This is a genomic window from Streptomyces sp. NPDC004266 (assembly GCF_042874095.1).
Classification (GTDB): Bacteria; Actinomycetota; Actinomycetes; order Streptomycetales; family Streptomycetaceae; genus Streptomyces.
Window position 1 is genome coordinate 1 of record NZ_JBIAMM010000012.1, and the last position, 12972, is coordinate 12972.

Consider the following 12972-nt stretch of genomic DNA (forward strand, 5'->3'; position numbering starts at 1 on the left):
CCGGCGAGCCAGATGCTCCACCCGCCGCATCAGCACCATCGTTCAGGCCGTCCACACGCTGATGACCTGCGGCTATTCAGGATGAAAACGGCTCAGTGAGCCTCTTTCATCCTCTGCTGAAGGGTGAAACGGGCTGGCCGAGGGGTGTGGTGAGGAGGCAGGGCACCTCGTCGTCGGCGTACAGGTTCCACTCATCACACCGGCGCCCGGAGGAGCCCACTGCAGCCAATTTTGTGCGCGCAGAGAACACTTGGAAGGCGCTACCAGACAAGCATCGTTTGTACGGACCCGTAACTTCTACGCGCAAGGGGCCTGTCTGCAACTGACGGTTCCGCGCGCTGTATCAAGGGAGTGAGTCATGAGTTCTCAGGTGAAGGCATTCGGGTTCGGCATGCCGTGGGAGTCGTTGTACGGTTACAGTCAGGCCACTCAGGTCGGTGACACGGTTTATGTGTCGGGGCAGCTGTCTCATGACCGTCACGGCAGCTTCGTGGGTGCCGGCGACTTCGAACTGCAGGTCCGCACCACGCTGGAGAATCTGGACCTGGTGCTGAGGCAGTTCGGGGCCGAGCGTAGCCAGATAGTGGAGACCACGGTTCTGGTGAGGAACCTGCGGGAGAACTTCGACACGACAGCACGCCTCCACGCCGAGTACTTCGGGGACCACAGGCCCGCCAGCACGGTCATGGGCGTTTCCGACTTGGCACTGCCGGACCAACTCGTGGAGATCGGCGCGCTCGTGCGTCTCGATGTGAAGCCATAGGTGAGGAGGCGGGCCTGATTCCTTCGGCCTCTTTCATCCTGAATAGTTGCAGGTCAGCAGCGTGTGGACAGCTTGGACGATGGTGCCGATGCGGCGGGTGGAGCATCTGGCTCGCCGGAGCAGCCGCCAGGCTTTCAACTGGGCGAAGGCGCGTTCGCCGGGGTTCTCAGCCGGGCGTGGTCGTGGTTGAACTGCTGGTAATGCTGGGGCTGTTCTCGGTGGCGGTAGTACGGGGTGCGGAAGGTGGCGCCGGCACCTTGGTAGGCGCGGTCCGCGAGGGCGAACGTCTCGTTCTTACGCAGGTGGACCAGGGTGAGCAGTGCCTGGTCGAAGCAGCCGAGCTTGCGCCGGCGGGTGTTGCGGGTCCGGCGGTGCTCGTACAACAGCCAGGCAACATGCTCGACGAGCTCTTGCGGGACGTCGAGCGTGGCTCGATACGGAAACCTTCAGGGCCCCTTCGGTCGCCGGTGTGATGAGTGGAATCACCACGCCAACGACGAGGGGCCCTGCCTCGTCACCGCACCCGCTGACCAGCCCATTTCACCCACCAGCACAGGATGAAAGAGGTTCAGTGGGGCCGGACGTCGTTCGCCACGGGGCCGATGGCATGCCGTCAGGGCCCAGAGCACGGCGCCACAGGGTGCCGGCGGTGTCGGTCGTTTCCCGGTCCGTCCGCATCCAGGTAAACGGCGTCGGTGCCGACGCGAGGCCGGTGTCGGTTGCGAGACGTACGGCGTGCTCGGCGACCACCGGGTCCCCCGCGGCTTCCCGCATCTGCGCCGGCTGCGTCAGGGCGCCGACCTGCCCGGTGTCGGCCGCCCGTTCCGGCAGGGGGTCGGCGGCAGCCTGGAGTACTGGCCTTCTCCCGCAGCCGGGCGAGCCTCATGAGGACCTCGGGGTGCCCGTCGTCCGCGGTCCGCCGCACCCTCGCCCTCGCCCTCGCCCTCGCCCTCGCCCTCGCCCTCGCCCAACCACCCTGGCTTCCACAGCATCAGACACGCCGTCGTCTGCGGCGCACTCGCCTACTACCGCCGCTGCTCGCCCGCCCCGACCCGCGCCGCTCACCGCCCTGGCGAAGTCGCTTCCCGAGCGGTTCGCCACCACCGCCAGGCTGCCGTCCAGCGTGCTCGTGGGACTTCACGTGCTGCGTTCGACATGGCCGGACGGTCCGTCATGCGTCGGTCACCCTTGCTGGTCCAGTGCGGCGAGCAACTGGCTCGCGCGTCCGTCCGCCGCGGCGAAGGCGAGGTGGTCGTGGTAGTCGCGGGTCTCGACGATCTGGCCGTTCCTGACGCGCAGCACTTGGATGTTGGCGGTGTGGAAGGTGCGGCCGGTGGCGGGGTACAGCGCCTCGTAGTCGAACTCGGCGATCACCACCTCGGGGTCGTCGGTCTCGTGGACGCGGATGTTCTCGGCCCGCAGACGAATCGCGTCAGAGGACCCCAGGGCATCGAAACGCTTACGGAGCTCCTCCCGGCCGCGGATGCGGCGAGGGGGAACCGGCGAGAAGACGATCTCCACCTCGGCGTCCTCCGCATAGAGCTCGGGGAGTTCGCTCCACTTGCCCGCCGAGATGAGACCCGTCAACTTTCCGAAGACCTCGCGGGGCGTAGCTGGTGCAGACATGGCCGACCTCCGTGATCCCGCCGCCTATAATCGGATAGGCGACTCCGTTTCCGACGATACGGATAGCCCACTCCGTTTGTCCAGGCATGGCGAGGCTCAGGTGACGACAGATCAGACTCCCCCCGGCACAGGCGCGAAGCCCCTGCGCGCCGACGCGCGGCGGAACCGTGCGCGGCTGCTGGAGGTCGCCGAGGCGGTCTTCACCGAACGGGGCACCGGCGCGTCCACGGAGGAGATCGCCCGGGAGGCGAAGGTCGGCATCGCCACCGTGTTCCGGCATTTCCCCACCAAGGAAGCCCTGTTGGAAGCGGTACTCGTCCGCCGGCTGCGGCGACTGGCCGAGGAGGGACGACGCCTGATGGCCGAGCTCGGGCCGGCGTACGCCCTCTTCGCGTTCTTCGACCTGGTGCTGGATCAGTCTCCCGTCAAGAACGCCTTCGCTACGGCGCTCGCGGATGCGGGAGTCGATGTCCGGGCCGCCACCTCCGAGGCCGGACGTGACCTGCGCGAGGTGCTCGTCACCCTCCTCGACGGCGCCCAGCAGGCCGGTGCGGTGCGACGGGACCTGGAGGTGCCGGAGCTGACGGCGATCCTGGTGGGCACCTGCCGCATGCTGGAACACCTGGACGGCCACCCGGAGTCGGCGAAGCGCGCCCGAGCGGTCGTCCGCGACGGACTGAGGGCGTGTGCCGGGGGCCCGGAAGGGTGAGGAGGTTCCCCGTCCTGAAGAAGGGGGCGGCCTGACCCGTGGTCAGGAGCGTCTCGCGGGAGGAGGGGCTTCTCCGAGTGTCGGAGCGGCAGACCGTGACCTCCGGGTGCAGCCGGGTTACCGGAGACCTCGACGTGGATCAGGACGCGGTCCGGTGTGGATCCCGTCCGCGACGCGATCCACCGGTTCGACAAGACTGGCCTGCCCTGCCCGGATCGTCGGTGGGCGGGAGGTCGTTCGCGCCCACTCGGCTGATCGACGCGATGCTGCGGTCCGAGATTCTGATCAAAGGTGTCGTGGTTCACGAGAGGCTGGTGGCCGAGTACGGCTTCACCGGCACCTGATTCTTCGACTGCCACCATCAGGCGTTCGCCCACTTCGGCGAGGTGCCGATGTCGAGCGTCTACGACCGCACCAGCCCGTCGTCCGCCGCCACGTCGCTTGATCGATCACCTCGCCCGGGGGCTCAGGCCGCTGCCCACGGCTCGGCACGCCAGCCCGGCCGTTCCTTGTCCAGCCATTCCTCGACGGTCCGCCGCCAAGGGTCGGTGGGGTCGCTGTCGACGACATCGGCCCAGGTGTCTTCCGCGACGTCCGGATCGACGACGAGGCTGTCGAGGTAGGCGTCGAAGTCGTCAGCGACCTGGGTGAAGACCCCCTTCGACAGGTGTCCCGGGTGAGGGATGCCATGCACGAAGGCATGGAGCCGGCCGTGAGTGGCCGGGTTCAGGTCCAGGAACAGGGTGTCGCTCCCGCCGTTGCGGGCGATCGGGAGAAGGCCGGCCAGTGAGACCTCGTGGGCAAGCTGCCCATCACGGCTGCGACGGTACTCGCCCAGCAGGGTCCCCCAGCCGTATGCGCCGTCGTCGTCACGGCCGAGCCGATAGAGGTCGTCGAAACTCTGGAACGGCTCCGGGTCGCAAGCCGGCAGTCGGACCGCGTACATGAGGCTCTCCCCGCCCGCCGCCTCCAGGAACGAGCGATAGGAAGGCGGCAGTGGCAGCCCTACCTCCCGTTCGAGACACTCAACTTCACCGACCTCGAACGGCCTGAACGGCCCCACGACCAGACGGTTTCGATACCAGCGCGACGACTCCTCGGACACGGCCAGATTGTCGCACTCCGTGAAGCCTCGAAACCCTCCAAGCCCCCCCGCGTTACCGAACGTCGAGCTGAGCGCATTCATCCGCACCTGTCTCGGCACTCCGCGGGGTGCCGTGGTCGCCAGAACCGGATGCAAGGACTCCAACGAAACGAGATGATCACGGACCGAAGTCGGGGTCCGGTACCCGGTCGCACGAGGTCCTCCTCGCCAAGCTCCGCGACGACGTCACCCAGCCGATTCCGCTCCTCCAGGCTGTGCCTTCCGGTACGAGGCAAGCGCGGCCGACAGCGGCGCCGCCCCGGCGTGGTGAGCGCGGCCACTCATAGCCACCCGACGAGGACTGCAGGACCTCGCTCGGCCATTCCCCCAGCACCCGCCCAAGCAGCCTTCGCTGCTCATCGAGCCAACCCTCTTCGAGGTCCATGGGAAGGAACACGGAGACGCACGAACTGCTCGGGTCCTCCAGGTCGACCGGGAACGAGGTCATGTCCAGTCGACCACTGACAAAGCTGCTCGTGACCGACACCTCACAGCGACTCGTCCGGCACCCATGGGTGGTCGGGCGAGCAGTGGCGCGGCCCGCCGGCTGCCGACGCCCAAGAAGCCTCCTAGAGGCCGGCCGGGTGACGGGAAAGCCAGTCGGCGTGTCTGGCGCGAAGCCGGTTCCGTTCCACAGGACTGGTGAGGAAGACGTCGGCCCCGCCGTCGTACGGGTGGTGAAGGCGTTCCATACGGACGTCGGTGATGAGGATGTCCGCCACCAGCAGGGTCCGCCAGTACCCGATGTCGGGTGCGTGAGCGGGAACGTCGGGTTCGGCCGTCCACACCGGACGGATCACGTACACGTCCGTCCCCGCGAACAGCTCGTCCAGCGCGGCAACCTTCCCCTTGGGGCAGCTTGGCCCTGGGAGGACGACGAGAGCGTCGCCCCAAGCGGCCGGCCCACCGCGTCCTCGGGCAGAAGGATCAGCAGTCCTTCGGCGATCCACGGCGTCGGCACGGCCGGGTCGTGCCCTGCGGTGGCCGGCGCGGCCGCCCAGTCCTCACGCAGATCCCCTGCGACGGCCCGCTCGTGGTGAGGTGCGCCAGTCTTCCTACGGGGCCGGCGTCGTACGTACGCTGCGATCATGGATGACCCCCTGCTCACCGCCCGCGAACTGGTCCGGGACCGGTTTCCCGACGCCCGGGCGGTCTTTCTCGCGGGCAGCGTGCTGACCGACCGTCGGACACCCACGTCCGATCTGGACATGGTGGTTCTCCTGGACGGACCGCCCGCGCCCTGCCGGGAGAACCTCGTGTACCGCGGCTGGCCGGTGGAACTGTTCGTGCAGACGGAGGCCGTCTGGCGCGGCTTCGTCGACCAGGAAACCGCGAAGCGGAGATCGCCCCTGCTCGCCATGTGTGCCGACGGCACGCTCCTGGTGGACGGAGACGGACTGGGCGCCTCACTTCAGGACGAGGCACGCCGGCGTTGGGCCGCGGGCCCGCCACCGCTCTCGGATCAGGAGCGTGACCACCAGCGGTACATCCTGACCGACCTGCTCGATGACCTGCGCGGCTGCACGGCCCCCGCGGAGCGGGTGTTCTTGGTCTCGCACATGCTCCAGCGCGCTTCAGAGCTGGTCCTTCTGATCGGCGGGCACTGGCTCGGCGCCGGCAAGTGGTTGTCACGGCGGCTGGCCGCAGCCGACCCCGCGGTGCACCGCGCGTTGTCCGAAGCCGCCCCGCAGGCGATCGCCGGGGACGCGAAAGCCTTCACCGCGGTCGTGACGGAGGTGCTGGACCTGGCAGGCGGCCCGTTGTGGGACGGGTACGCCGTCCGATGACCGACGACCGACGACCGACGACCGATCGTTTCGGGTGAAGGCCCGTAGGCGTCGCTGAGACCCTTCCTACTGAGCCCCCCCCTGGCGCGACATCGGTCTCAGCCGTGATCCACGAGCCGGAGTGGGACAGTTCCTGGGCGGAGATCGGTCAGTATCCGGGTGCGGGTCCGACGGAAGCGGAAGAGCGCTCTGCCGCGGCCCTGGACGGTGGGCGCACGGCCTTCGACGTCCCCTACCGGCTCCACACCTGGGCCGGGAACCGGCTCGTCCTCGTCGACGACGAGCACCCGGTCGGCTCGGGCCTCGTCACGGCGACACCGAAGCCGTAGCGCGCCCGGTCACACCGGGTGCCCCCTCCGTCGGGTTCGGCGCGCTCCCGGGGTCAGGGGCCTCTGTAGCGTGATGGTCCACCGCATGGAGCGACCGTGCGCCGGGCGGTCCGTACGAGGGCTTCCGGCGGAGAGTGAGTGAGGCTGCAATGAGTGAACTGACGAAGCCGGAGATCGACCTTCCGGAGGGTGACGCTCCCACCGAGCTGACCGTCCGCGACCTCGTCGTCGGGGACGGCCTCGAGGCGAAGCCGGGCAGGGTCGTCCAGGTTCACTACGTCGGGGTCACCTTCGAGTCGGGAAAGGAGTTCGACGCCTCCTGGGACCGGGGCCAGACGTTCAAGTTCGCTGTGGGCGGTGGCAGGGTCATCAAGGGCTGGGACCGCGGGATCAGGGGGATGAAGGTCGGCGGCCGGCGCGAGATCATCGTTCCGCCACGCCTCGGCTACGGCAACCAGTCGCCCACGCCGTTGATCCCGGCGGGCTCCACGCTCGTCTTCGTGGTGGACCTGGTGTCGGTCGCGGTCTGAGGTCCACCGCTGCCCGGCCTTCCCGTACGGTCGCCGGGTCCGGACCCTCGGGAGCCATCTGCGGGGACTCCTCGTACGCGGCCGGCCTGCGCTCCCCAGCCGGGTCCGCTCCGCGAGCAGCCGTGCGTGGTGCTCGCGGAGCGGGACGGGGCGAGGCGGGGCGGGGACCCGATCGTTCCGGGCACGGATCATCGGGTCCTGGGAGGGTGGTGGTTCCTACGGTGAAGACATCAGAGGGAAGGACACGCACCCGTGCTGGAGCAGCTCAACCAGGCGCTCGACCACATCGAGCGCTGCCTCGAAGCGGAGGCCGGCCGGGAGGTCGACATCGCCGAGGTCGCCCGGATCGCGCTGACGTCGGAGTACCACTTCCGGCGTCTGTTCTCGGCGCTCGCCGGGATGCCGCTCTCCGTGTACGTACGGCGCCGGCGCATGACGCTCGCCGGGGCCGAGGTGCTGGGCGGGGAGCGGACGCTGCTCGATGTGGCGGTGCGGTACGGGTACGGCTCGGGCGAGGCGTTCGCCCGGGCGTTCCGGTCGGTGCACGGCATCGGTCCGGGCGAGGCCCGGCGCACGGGTGCGACGCTCACGGCGCAGTCGCGCATGTCCTTCCGTGTCGTCGTCGAAGGGAGTACGACCATGCGGTACCGGATCGTCGAGAAGGAAGCGTTTCGGGTCGTCGGCAGGAAGGCACGGGTGCCTCTCGTGCACGAGGGGGTCAACGCGGCGGCCGCGGCCCACGTGGAGAGCCTGGACGAGCAGGCGATCGTACGGATGAAGGAACTGGCCGACGGGGAGCCGAAGGGGGTCCTGTCGGCAGTGGTGCACCTGACCGACAGCCGGGAGGAGGGCGCCGAGGTGGACTACTGGATCGGTGTGGTCACCGGCCCCGAGGCGGCCGCGGAGGAGCTCGACGCCCTCGACGTGCCGGCCGGGACCTGGGCCGTCTTCGACGACCACGGGCCGTATCCGAGCGCCCTCCAGGAGCTGTGGCGGGACGTGTTCACGCAGTGGTTCCCCTCGAACCCGTACGCGAGCCGGCCGGGGCCGGAGCTGCTGCGGACGCAGCCGGTGGAGATCGGCACGGAGACGGACTCCCAGTTGTGGATCCCGGTCGAGCGGGTCGGCGGGAGCAACGGGGCGTGAAGGCGTGTGCCTGGGCGTCGTCTTCCGGGTGGAAGGTGACGCCCGGGCACGGGCCGACGCGTGGTCCGGGCTCCGGGAGGGGTCCACGATCTCGGTCGTCGTCCGCCGGTACGGGATCGGGGCCGTCTCCACGCGGGCGGGGAGTCGGCGACGAAGCACGCTGGGGAGGGCTGGGAGAGGGTGATCACCACGGTCCGGCAGGCGACCGCCACGTCGCCTGCCGGGCCTCCTTCCCCTCTTCCGAATCGTCTCCCTAAGCGTCCGCGAACCAGGAGCGGCCCTGGGCCCAGTGGGACACCCAGCCCGTGAAGCCGGGGGTGCCGGGCATCAGGGCGTCGGGCGACTGGGTGCCGAAGGGCATCGCGCCCTCTCCGGCGATCTGCCAGACGTGACCGCGCTGCGGGCCGGTGACGATCAAGTGCCAGTACATGCCGCAGCCGTCGGTGCCCAGCAGCAGCGAGCCGTGGTCGAACACGGGGCCGGTCCTGGCCTCGAACTCCTGCTCAGACAGCTCCTCCTCGTCGTCCTCCGCCTCCCACAGCCATGCCTCCTTGAGGGGGAAGGGCTGGGCAAGCAACCGCTCGGGGCGATCCGAGCCCCAGTCCGAGGGCGTCTGCGCGAGGGGCAGCAGACCGTAGTAAGGCGGTCCGGCGCGCAGGCCGTCGCAGACCTCCGCCACGAACGTGCGGTACGGCTCCGGGAGCACGATGCCGTGCTCCGCCTCGAAGGACCGCACCGCCTCCCAGCCGGCCGGCGGCGCCGCCTCGGGACGGGACGCGAAGACCTCGCGGAGGGCGGCGAGCTCGACCGGGTCGCATGTTTCCGTGTTCATGCACGTCATCATGCACGGCCCGGAAGGATTCGTGGCGGCCGCGGGCCGCACGCGGTGGCGGCCGGCGCGGGTGGCCGGTCCGAGGCGGCGGACGGACTGCCGCGGGTTCGCTCGGCGGGGCCGGGCCTTCGTACCCGTCGAGGATCTCGGTGTCGGTCGCCCTCGAGTTCGCTCGAACCGCAACCGCCGGCTTCTTCACCCGGCCATGTCCGCACCTGCCGTCCGGCGCTGTCGCCTGCTCTCCAGCCACACGCCGACTTCACGCCGGAACTCCCGGTCTTCGTCCTTCCTGGCGAGCCACTCCACCTCCCACTCCAACGCACGCAGGACCCCCGGAGAGCCTGCGGGATCGCGTACCGCGTACACGGCCGCACCCGTTTCGTACGTGTCGGCCAGGAGCCAGACGCTGTTGTCCAGGGCCAGCATGGCGAAGCCGGGGTGGCCGGCGCGGATGCCGAGGAACGTCGCCGCACCGGCCCCCATGACGTCCCACCGTTCCAGCAGGCGGACCCGGTGCCAGACGTGCATCGTGCGTCGCCGGCGGTCTTCCCGGGCGGTCCAGGTGCCCCTGGGCAGCATGAGGAGGAACTCGCGGTTCTCGTCGATCAGGCCTGAGGAGGTGGCGAGGTCGTACCAGGCCTCGTTGAGCCGCTCCACGAATCGCGGGTCCTCGTACTCGACCAAGCGGAACCCGAAGACCCGCTCTCGTTCGTACCCCAGGACATGCGGTATCGCCGAGCCCGGAACCGCGTCGGGTATCACCTCGAGCCCGGCTCGTAGCAGCGGTCTGAGCACCTTGCGGTACCTCTCCTGCCGGCCCAACCCGCCACCCCCGTCGCCCATGACCTGTGCGGCTTGATCCTGCCGCACTCGGCCCAGGGCGCCAGGATAGGCCGGACGCCGCCTAGGCCCCCTGGGCGTCGCCCCTCCGTCAGAGCGGGCGGCGCTGCTCCTCGCGGCCCAGGCCCGGGGACTGGCGCTTGGCGCTCATGCCTCGTTCGTCGTCCTCGGCCTCGCCCCGACGGTTCTGCTCCGCCTCCTCGGCCTCCCGGCGTGCCTCCGCGTCGCCGCTTTCACCGACGGCCTCGGAGGGGGTGGTCCGTGGCGGCGCATCCGCGGGCAGTGTGCGTCGGCGCTCGTGGTGACCCATGGTCTCCTCCTGTCTCGTGCGAACAGCTCGTGCGGTCGCCTCGCGCGAGGGACCGGCACCTGGAGCGGCTGCCCCTGGGCGTCACGGTGAAACACCGCGCGCGGGGGCCAGTACGAAGGTGTGCCCGGCCGGATCCATGAAGCGGCGCGCATCGGTGCGCCGGTCCGTCCGGGTGCCGTTCTGTTCGGCGGTCACCGGGCGTGCGCCCAGGGAGACCGCTTCGCGCTCGGCCTCGTCGAGGGCGTCGGGAGCCACGACGATCCACAGGTGGGCCTGCTGGGAGTCGTCCGGCCGGGGCCAGCTCGGCGGCGCGTGGCCGGGGTCGCGGTGGACGCCCAGGACAATTCCGGTGGCGCCGGAGATCAACAGCAGGTCGGGGTCTCCGCCGCTCGGCTCGACGGTGGCGTCGAGCAGTTCGGCGTAGAAGCGGGCGAGGGGCTCGGGATCGGTGCTGTCGAGGACGAGGACGCAGGTCTTGGAAACGGTCATGGCCTCCGTGTGCCCGCTCAAGTCCCTTACAGACAGGGGGAAGTCGTCATCCGCGCAGACGGGGGAGTCCCGCCACGATCTCGGCCCGCCGCGCCCTGGCCCAGGCGTAGTTCGGATCCATGCCCAGCGCCCGGTCCAGGTCCGCGAGCGCCAGTTCGCTCCGGCCCAGGGCGTGCTGTGCGAGGGCGCGGCTGCCGAGGGCCCAGGTGTAGCCGGGGTCGAGCTCCAGGGCGCGGTCGTACTGAGCGACAGCCTCCGCGTACCGTCCCCGCTCCCGCAGCGTCTCGCCCCGCTCGCCCACCAGCCACGGGTCGTCCGGGGACAGGTCCTGCGCCCGGTCCAGGTCCACGAGCCCGCCGCCGGTGTCGCCCAGCGCACGCCTGAGCCGTGAGCGCCGTACCAGCGCCCACACGTAGTCCGGTTCCAGGGACAGCGCCCGGTCGAGATCGGTCAGTGCCTCCTGCGGGCGGCCGAGCCGGCGCAGCACGTCCGCGCGGCTCGCCAGGGCCCAGGTCGTCGTGGGGGTGATGCCGAGGGCCCGGTCGAAGTCCGCCAGGGCCTCGTCCAGCCGGCCCGCCACTCGGTACGTCTCTCCGCGGTGCCCCAGGGCCCGCTCCCCGTCGGGCGCCAGGTCACAGGCCCGGTCGTGGTCCTCCAGGGCCCTGTCGAAAGCTCCCAGATCGCGATGGGTCACCGCCCTCCCCGTGTACGGCCGGGGGGACTCCGGCGTCAGCGCGATCGCCTGGTCGAAGTCGGCGAAGGCCTCCGTGTACTCCCTGCGGCGACGGTGTGCCTCTCCCCGGACCGACAGCGCCCTGGTGCGCTCGGAGTCGGTGAGTCCGGCCCGGCCGAGGAGCATGCCGAGCACCGCGATCGTGCCGCGCTCCTCGTCCCGCAGTGCGCCGAGCAGTCCCCTCCCCCACTCGCGCAGGACCGCCGCGTCGCCGTCCTCTCCCGCGGCCGCGACGGTGCCCGCCCAGCGGCGGGCCACCTCGGGTCCCTCGTCGCAGGCGTCGACGCCGTCGCGCAGGACGGCGGGCAGCGCCTCGCGCGGCTTGGCGCACAACAGGTGGTACGCCTCCTCCAGGCGCGCCGCCCGCCAGCCCTCCTCGGACCAGCGCAGGTGCCAGGTGAGGCCCCGGCTCTCGGCCTCCCGGCGGTCCGTGTAGCACTGCGCGAGCCGTTCGTGCGCGGCCCGCCAGCGGTCGGCGGACGTGGTCCGCTGCAGCCGCAGCATCGGGGCCCGTACGACCTCGTGGTACCGCGCCCGGCCGCCGAGGACGTCCACGAACGGCAGGGCCCGCAGCCAGCCGAAGAGGTCCGCGCCGGTCTCGTCGGCCACCGCCCGGAAGACGTCCTCGTCCAGGCGGCGCGGCAGCGCCCCGGCAAGGGCGGCCGCCCGGCGCACCGGATCGCTCTCCCACTTCAGGAACCTCTCGACCGCCGTGGTGCTCGGGTCGTCGACGGCACCGGCCTGCGCGGCGCTCTCCGCCAGGGTGGACACCAGGACGGGCAGGCCTCGGGAGAGCCTCAGCACGTCCTGCACCACGGACTCGGCCAGCACTCCGCGACCGCTCAGGAAGCTGCGGGTCTCCGACTCGGAGAACGGGGCCAGCGGCAGGTCGACGACGAGGTCGGCCCAGTCGGCCCAGTGGACCGGATCGAGGGAGCGCTGGCCGGCGAGGGTCACGACGACGTTGCCGGGCAGCGCCCCGTAGCGCTCGCCGGCCAGCAGGTCGCAGAGCCAGCGGTCCAGGAACGGCGCGGTCCGTTCGTACGTGTCGAGGAACAGCGCCACCCAGGGGACCTCTGTCGCGATCCGGCCCACCTCCGTCACGAACACCGGGGTGAGGACCGACAGGGGGTCGAGCACGAGCCGGACGTCGTCGTGGCTGCGCAGCCGGGCGCTGAGCACGGTCCGCAGCCGGTCGGCGCCCTCCGCGATCTGGCCGGGATCGAGTGCGCCGGCGAACGTCCCGACGACCGGCAGCATGCCCAGTCCGGTGAGCGCCGCCTGAGCGGTGGCGCGTGCGGCCGGAGAGGGCGCGCTCGGTCCCGCCGGGTCGTCGCCGGGGGCGCCGAGGGCGGACTCGGCCTCGTGCCGGCGCTGCCGGTAGGTGTGGAGCAGCCGGTCGACCGCCTTCAGCGGATGCCCGAGCTCGCCGGACCGGAGGCTGACCGCCGCCATGACCTCCACGGCGCCGCCCACCGAGTCGTCGATGCGCGCGGTCACCGCACCGTGCTCGCCGGCGATCCGTTCCATCTCACGGACCAGGGACGACTTGCCGATGCCGGCGTTGCCCCGGACGTGGAAGAGGAAGCGGTACGCCGGGTCCTCGGTCCCCAGGGCGAAGTTCCGGCGGTACGCGTCGAGTTCGGCCCCGCGCCCCAGGAATTCGGCGCGCCTGCGCCGCTGGATCAACTCGCGCATCGACGGTCTCGGGACGTTCGGGGCTGCGGCCATGCG

15 protein-coding genes and 3 pseudogenes are annotated in these 12972 nt (G+C 70.8%); 8 read left to right on the forward strand and 10 right to left on the reverse strand.

Annotated elements, in window-relative coordinates:
* A pseudogene (locus ACFYUZ_RS26345) lies at positions 1-85 on the forward strand (IS5/IS1182 family transposase); the annotation flags it as partial.
* Positions 86-358: 273 nt separating this feature from the next.
* A complete protein-coding gene (locus ACFYUZ_RS26350; protein WP_389313197.1) occupies positions 359-763 on the forward strand; it encodes a RidA family protein in 405 nt (134 codons plus the stop codon).
* 33 nt (positions 764-796) lie between these two features.
* Here ACFYUZ_RS26350 and ACFYUZ_RS26355 read toward each other — a convergent pair.
* Both ACFYUZ_RS26355 and ACFYUZ_RS26360 read right to left on the reverse strand, forming a co-directional pair.
* Positions 797-1252 (reverse strand): annotated as a pseudogene (locus ACFYUZ_RS26355) (transposase family protein).
* A 693-nt stretch (positions 1253-1945) separates the two neighbouring features.
* Positions 1946-2389: a nuclear transport factor 2 family protein gene (locus ACFYUZ_RS26360; protein WP_389313199.1), complete on the reverse strand. Its 444-nt coding sequence runs from the start codon at positions 2387-2389 to the stop codon at positions 1946-1948.
* A gap of 100 nt (positions 2390-2489) precedes the next feature.
* On the opposite strand from ACFYUZ_RS26360, the gene ACFYUZ_RS26365 reads away from it, so the two are divergent.
* Both ACFYUZ_RS26365 and ACFYUZ_RS26370 read left to right on the forward strand, forming a co-directional pair.
* Positions 2490-3098, forward strand: coding sequence for a TetR/AcrR family transcriptional regulator (locus ACFYUZ_RS26365; protein WP_389313200.1), 609 nt, complete (start codon positions 2490-2492; stop codon positions 3096-3098).
* Between the two features lie 251 nt (positions 3099-3349).
* A pseudogene (locus ACFYUZ_RS26370) lies at positions 3350-3540 on the forward strand (hypothetical protein); the annotation flags it as partial.
* A gap of 24 nt (positions 3541-3564) precedes the next feature.
* Here the strand turns inward: ACFYUZ_RS26370 and ACFYUZ_RS26375 are convergent.
* From ACFYUZ_RS26375 to ACFYUZ_RS26385, 3 genes are all read right to left on the reverse strand, one after another.
* A complete protein-coding gene (locus ACFYUZ_RS26375) occupies positions 3565-4203 on the reverse strand; it encodes an SMI1/KNR4 family protein (protein WP_389313202.1) in 639 nt (212 codons plus the stop codon).
* 157 nt (positions 4204-4360) lie between these two features.
* On the reverse strand, positions 4361-4690 hold the full coding sequence (locus ACFYUZ_RS26380) for a DUF5959 family protein (protein WP_389313204.1): 330 nt from the start codon (positions 4688-4690) through the stop codon (positions 4361-4363).
* Positions 4691-5038: 348 nt separating this feature from the next.
* Positions 5039-5332: a class I SAM-dependent methyltransferase gene (locus tag ACFYUZ_RS26385; RefSeq protein WP_389313206.1), complete on the reverse strand. Its 294-nt coding sequence runs from the start codon at positions 5330-5332 to the stop codon at positions 5039-5041.
* Here ACFYUZ_RS26385 and ACFYUZ_RS26390 point away from each other — a divergent pair.
* From ACFYUZ_RS26390 to ACFYUZ_RS26405, 4 genes are all read left to right on the forward strand, one after another.
* A complete protein-coding gene (locus ACFYUZ_RS26390) occupies positions 5331-6029 on the forward strand; it encodes a nucleotidyltransferase domain-containing protein (protein WP_389313208.1) in 699 nt (232 codons plus the stop codon). The genes ACFYUZ_RS26385 and ACFYUZ_RS26390 overlap by 2 nt on opposite strands.
* Before the next feature lie 104 nt (positions 6030-6133).
* Positions 6134-6358 carry a hypothetical protein gene (locus ACFYUZ_RS26395; protein ID WP_389313210.1) on the forward strand — a complete coding sequence of 75 codons (225 nt, stop codon included), beginning with the start codon at positions 6134-6136 and terminating at the stop codon, positions 6356-6358.
* 149 nt (positions 6359-6507) lie between these two features.
* Positions 6508-6888, forward strand: coding sequence for an FKBP-type peptidyl-prolyl cis-trans isomerase (locus ACFYUZ_RS26400; protein WP_389313212.1), 381 nt, complete (start codon positions 6508-6510; stop codon positions 6886-6888).
* 252 nt (positions 6889-7140) lie between these two features.
* A complete protein-coding gene (locus tag ACFYUZ_RS26405; RefSeq protein WP_389313214.1) occupies positions 7141-8034 on the forward strand; it encodes a GyrI-like domain-containing protein in 894 nt (297 codons plus the stop codon).
* A 253-nt stretch (positions 8035-8287) separates the two neighbouring features.
* On the opposite strand, the gene ACFYUZ_RS26410 is transcribed toward ACFYUZ_RS26405, so the two are convergent.
* From ACFYUZ_RS26410 to ACFYUZ_RS26430, 5 genes are all read right to left on the reverse strand, one after another.
* A complete protein-coding gene (locus ACFYUZ_RS26410; protein WP_389313216.1) occupies positions 8288-8878 on the reverse strand; it encodes an SMI1/KNR4 family protein in 591 nt (196 codons plus the stop codon).
* A 183-nt stretch (positions 8879-9061) separates the two neighbouring features.
* Entirely contained in the window at positions 9062-9550 is a 489-nt protein-coding gene (locus ACFYUZ_RS26415) for a hypothetical protein (RefSeq protein WP_389313218.1), read from the reverse strand.
* Between the two features lie 247 nt (positions 9551-9797).
* On the reverse strand, positions 9798-10016 hold the full coding sequence (locus ACFYUZ_RS26420; protein ID WP_389313220.1) for a hypothetical protein: 219 nt from the start codon (positions 10014-10016) through the stop codon (positions 9798-9800).
* 81 nt (positions 10017-10097) lie between these two features.
* A complete protein-coding gene (locus tag ACFYUZ_RS26425; protein WP_389313222.1) occupies positions 10098-10505 on the reverse strand; it encodes a VOC family protein in 408 nt (135 codons plus the stop codon).
* A 46-nt stretch (positions 10506-10551) separates the two neighbouring features.
* Positions 10552-12969, reverse strand: coding sequence for a tetratricopeptide repeat protein (locus ACFYUZ_RS26430; protein ID WP_389313224.1), 2418 nt, complete (start codon positions 12967-12969; stop codon positions 10552-10554).
* Positions 12970-12972: the final 3 nt, after the last annotated feature.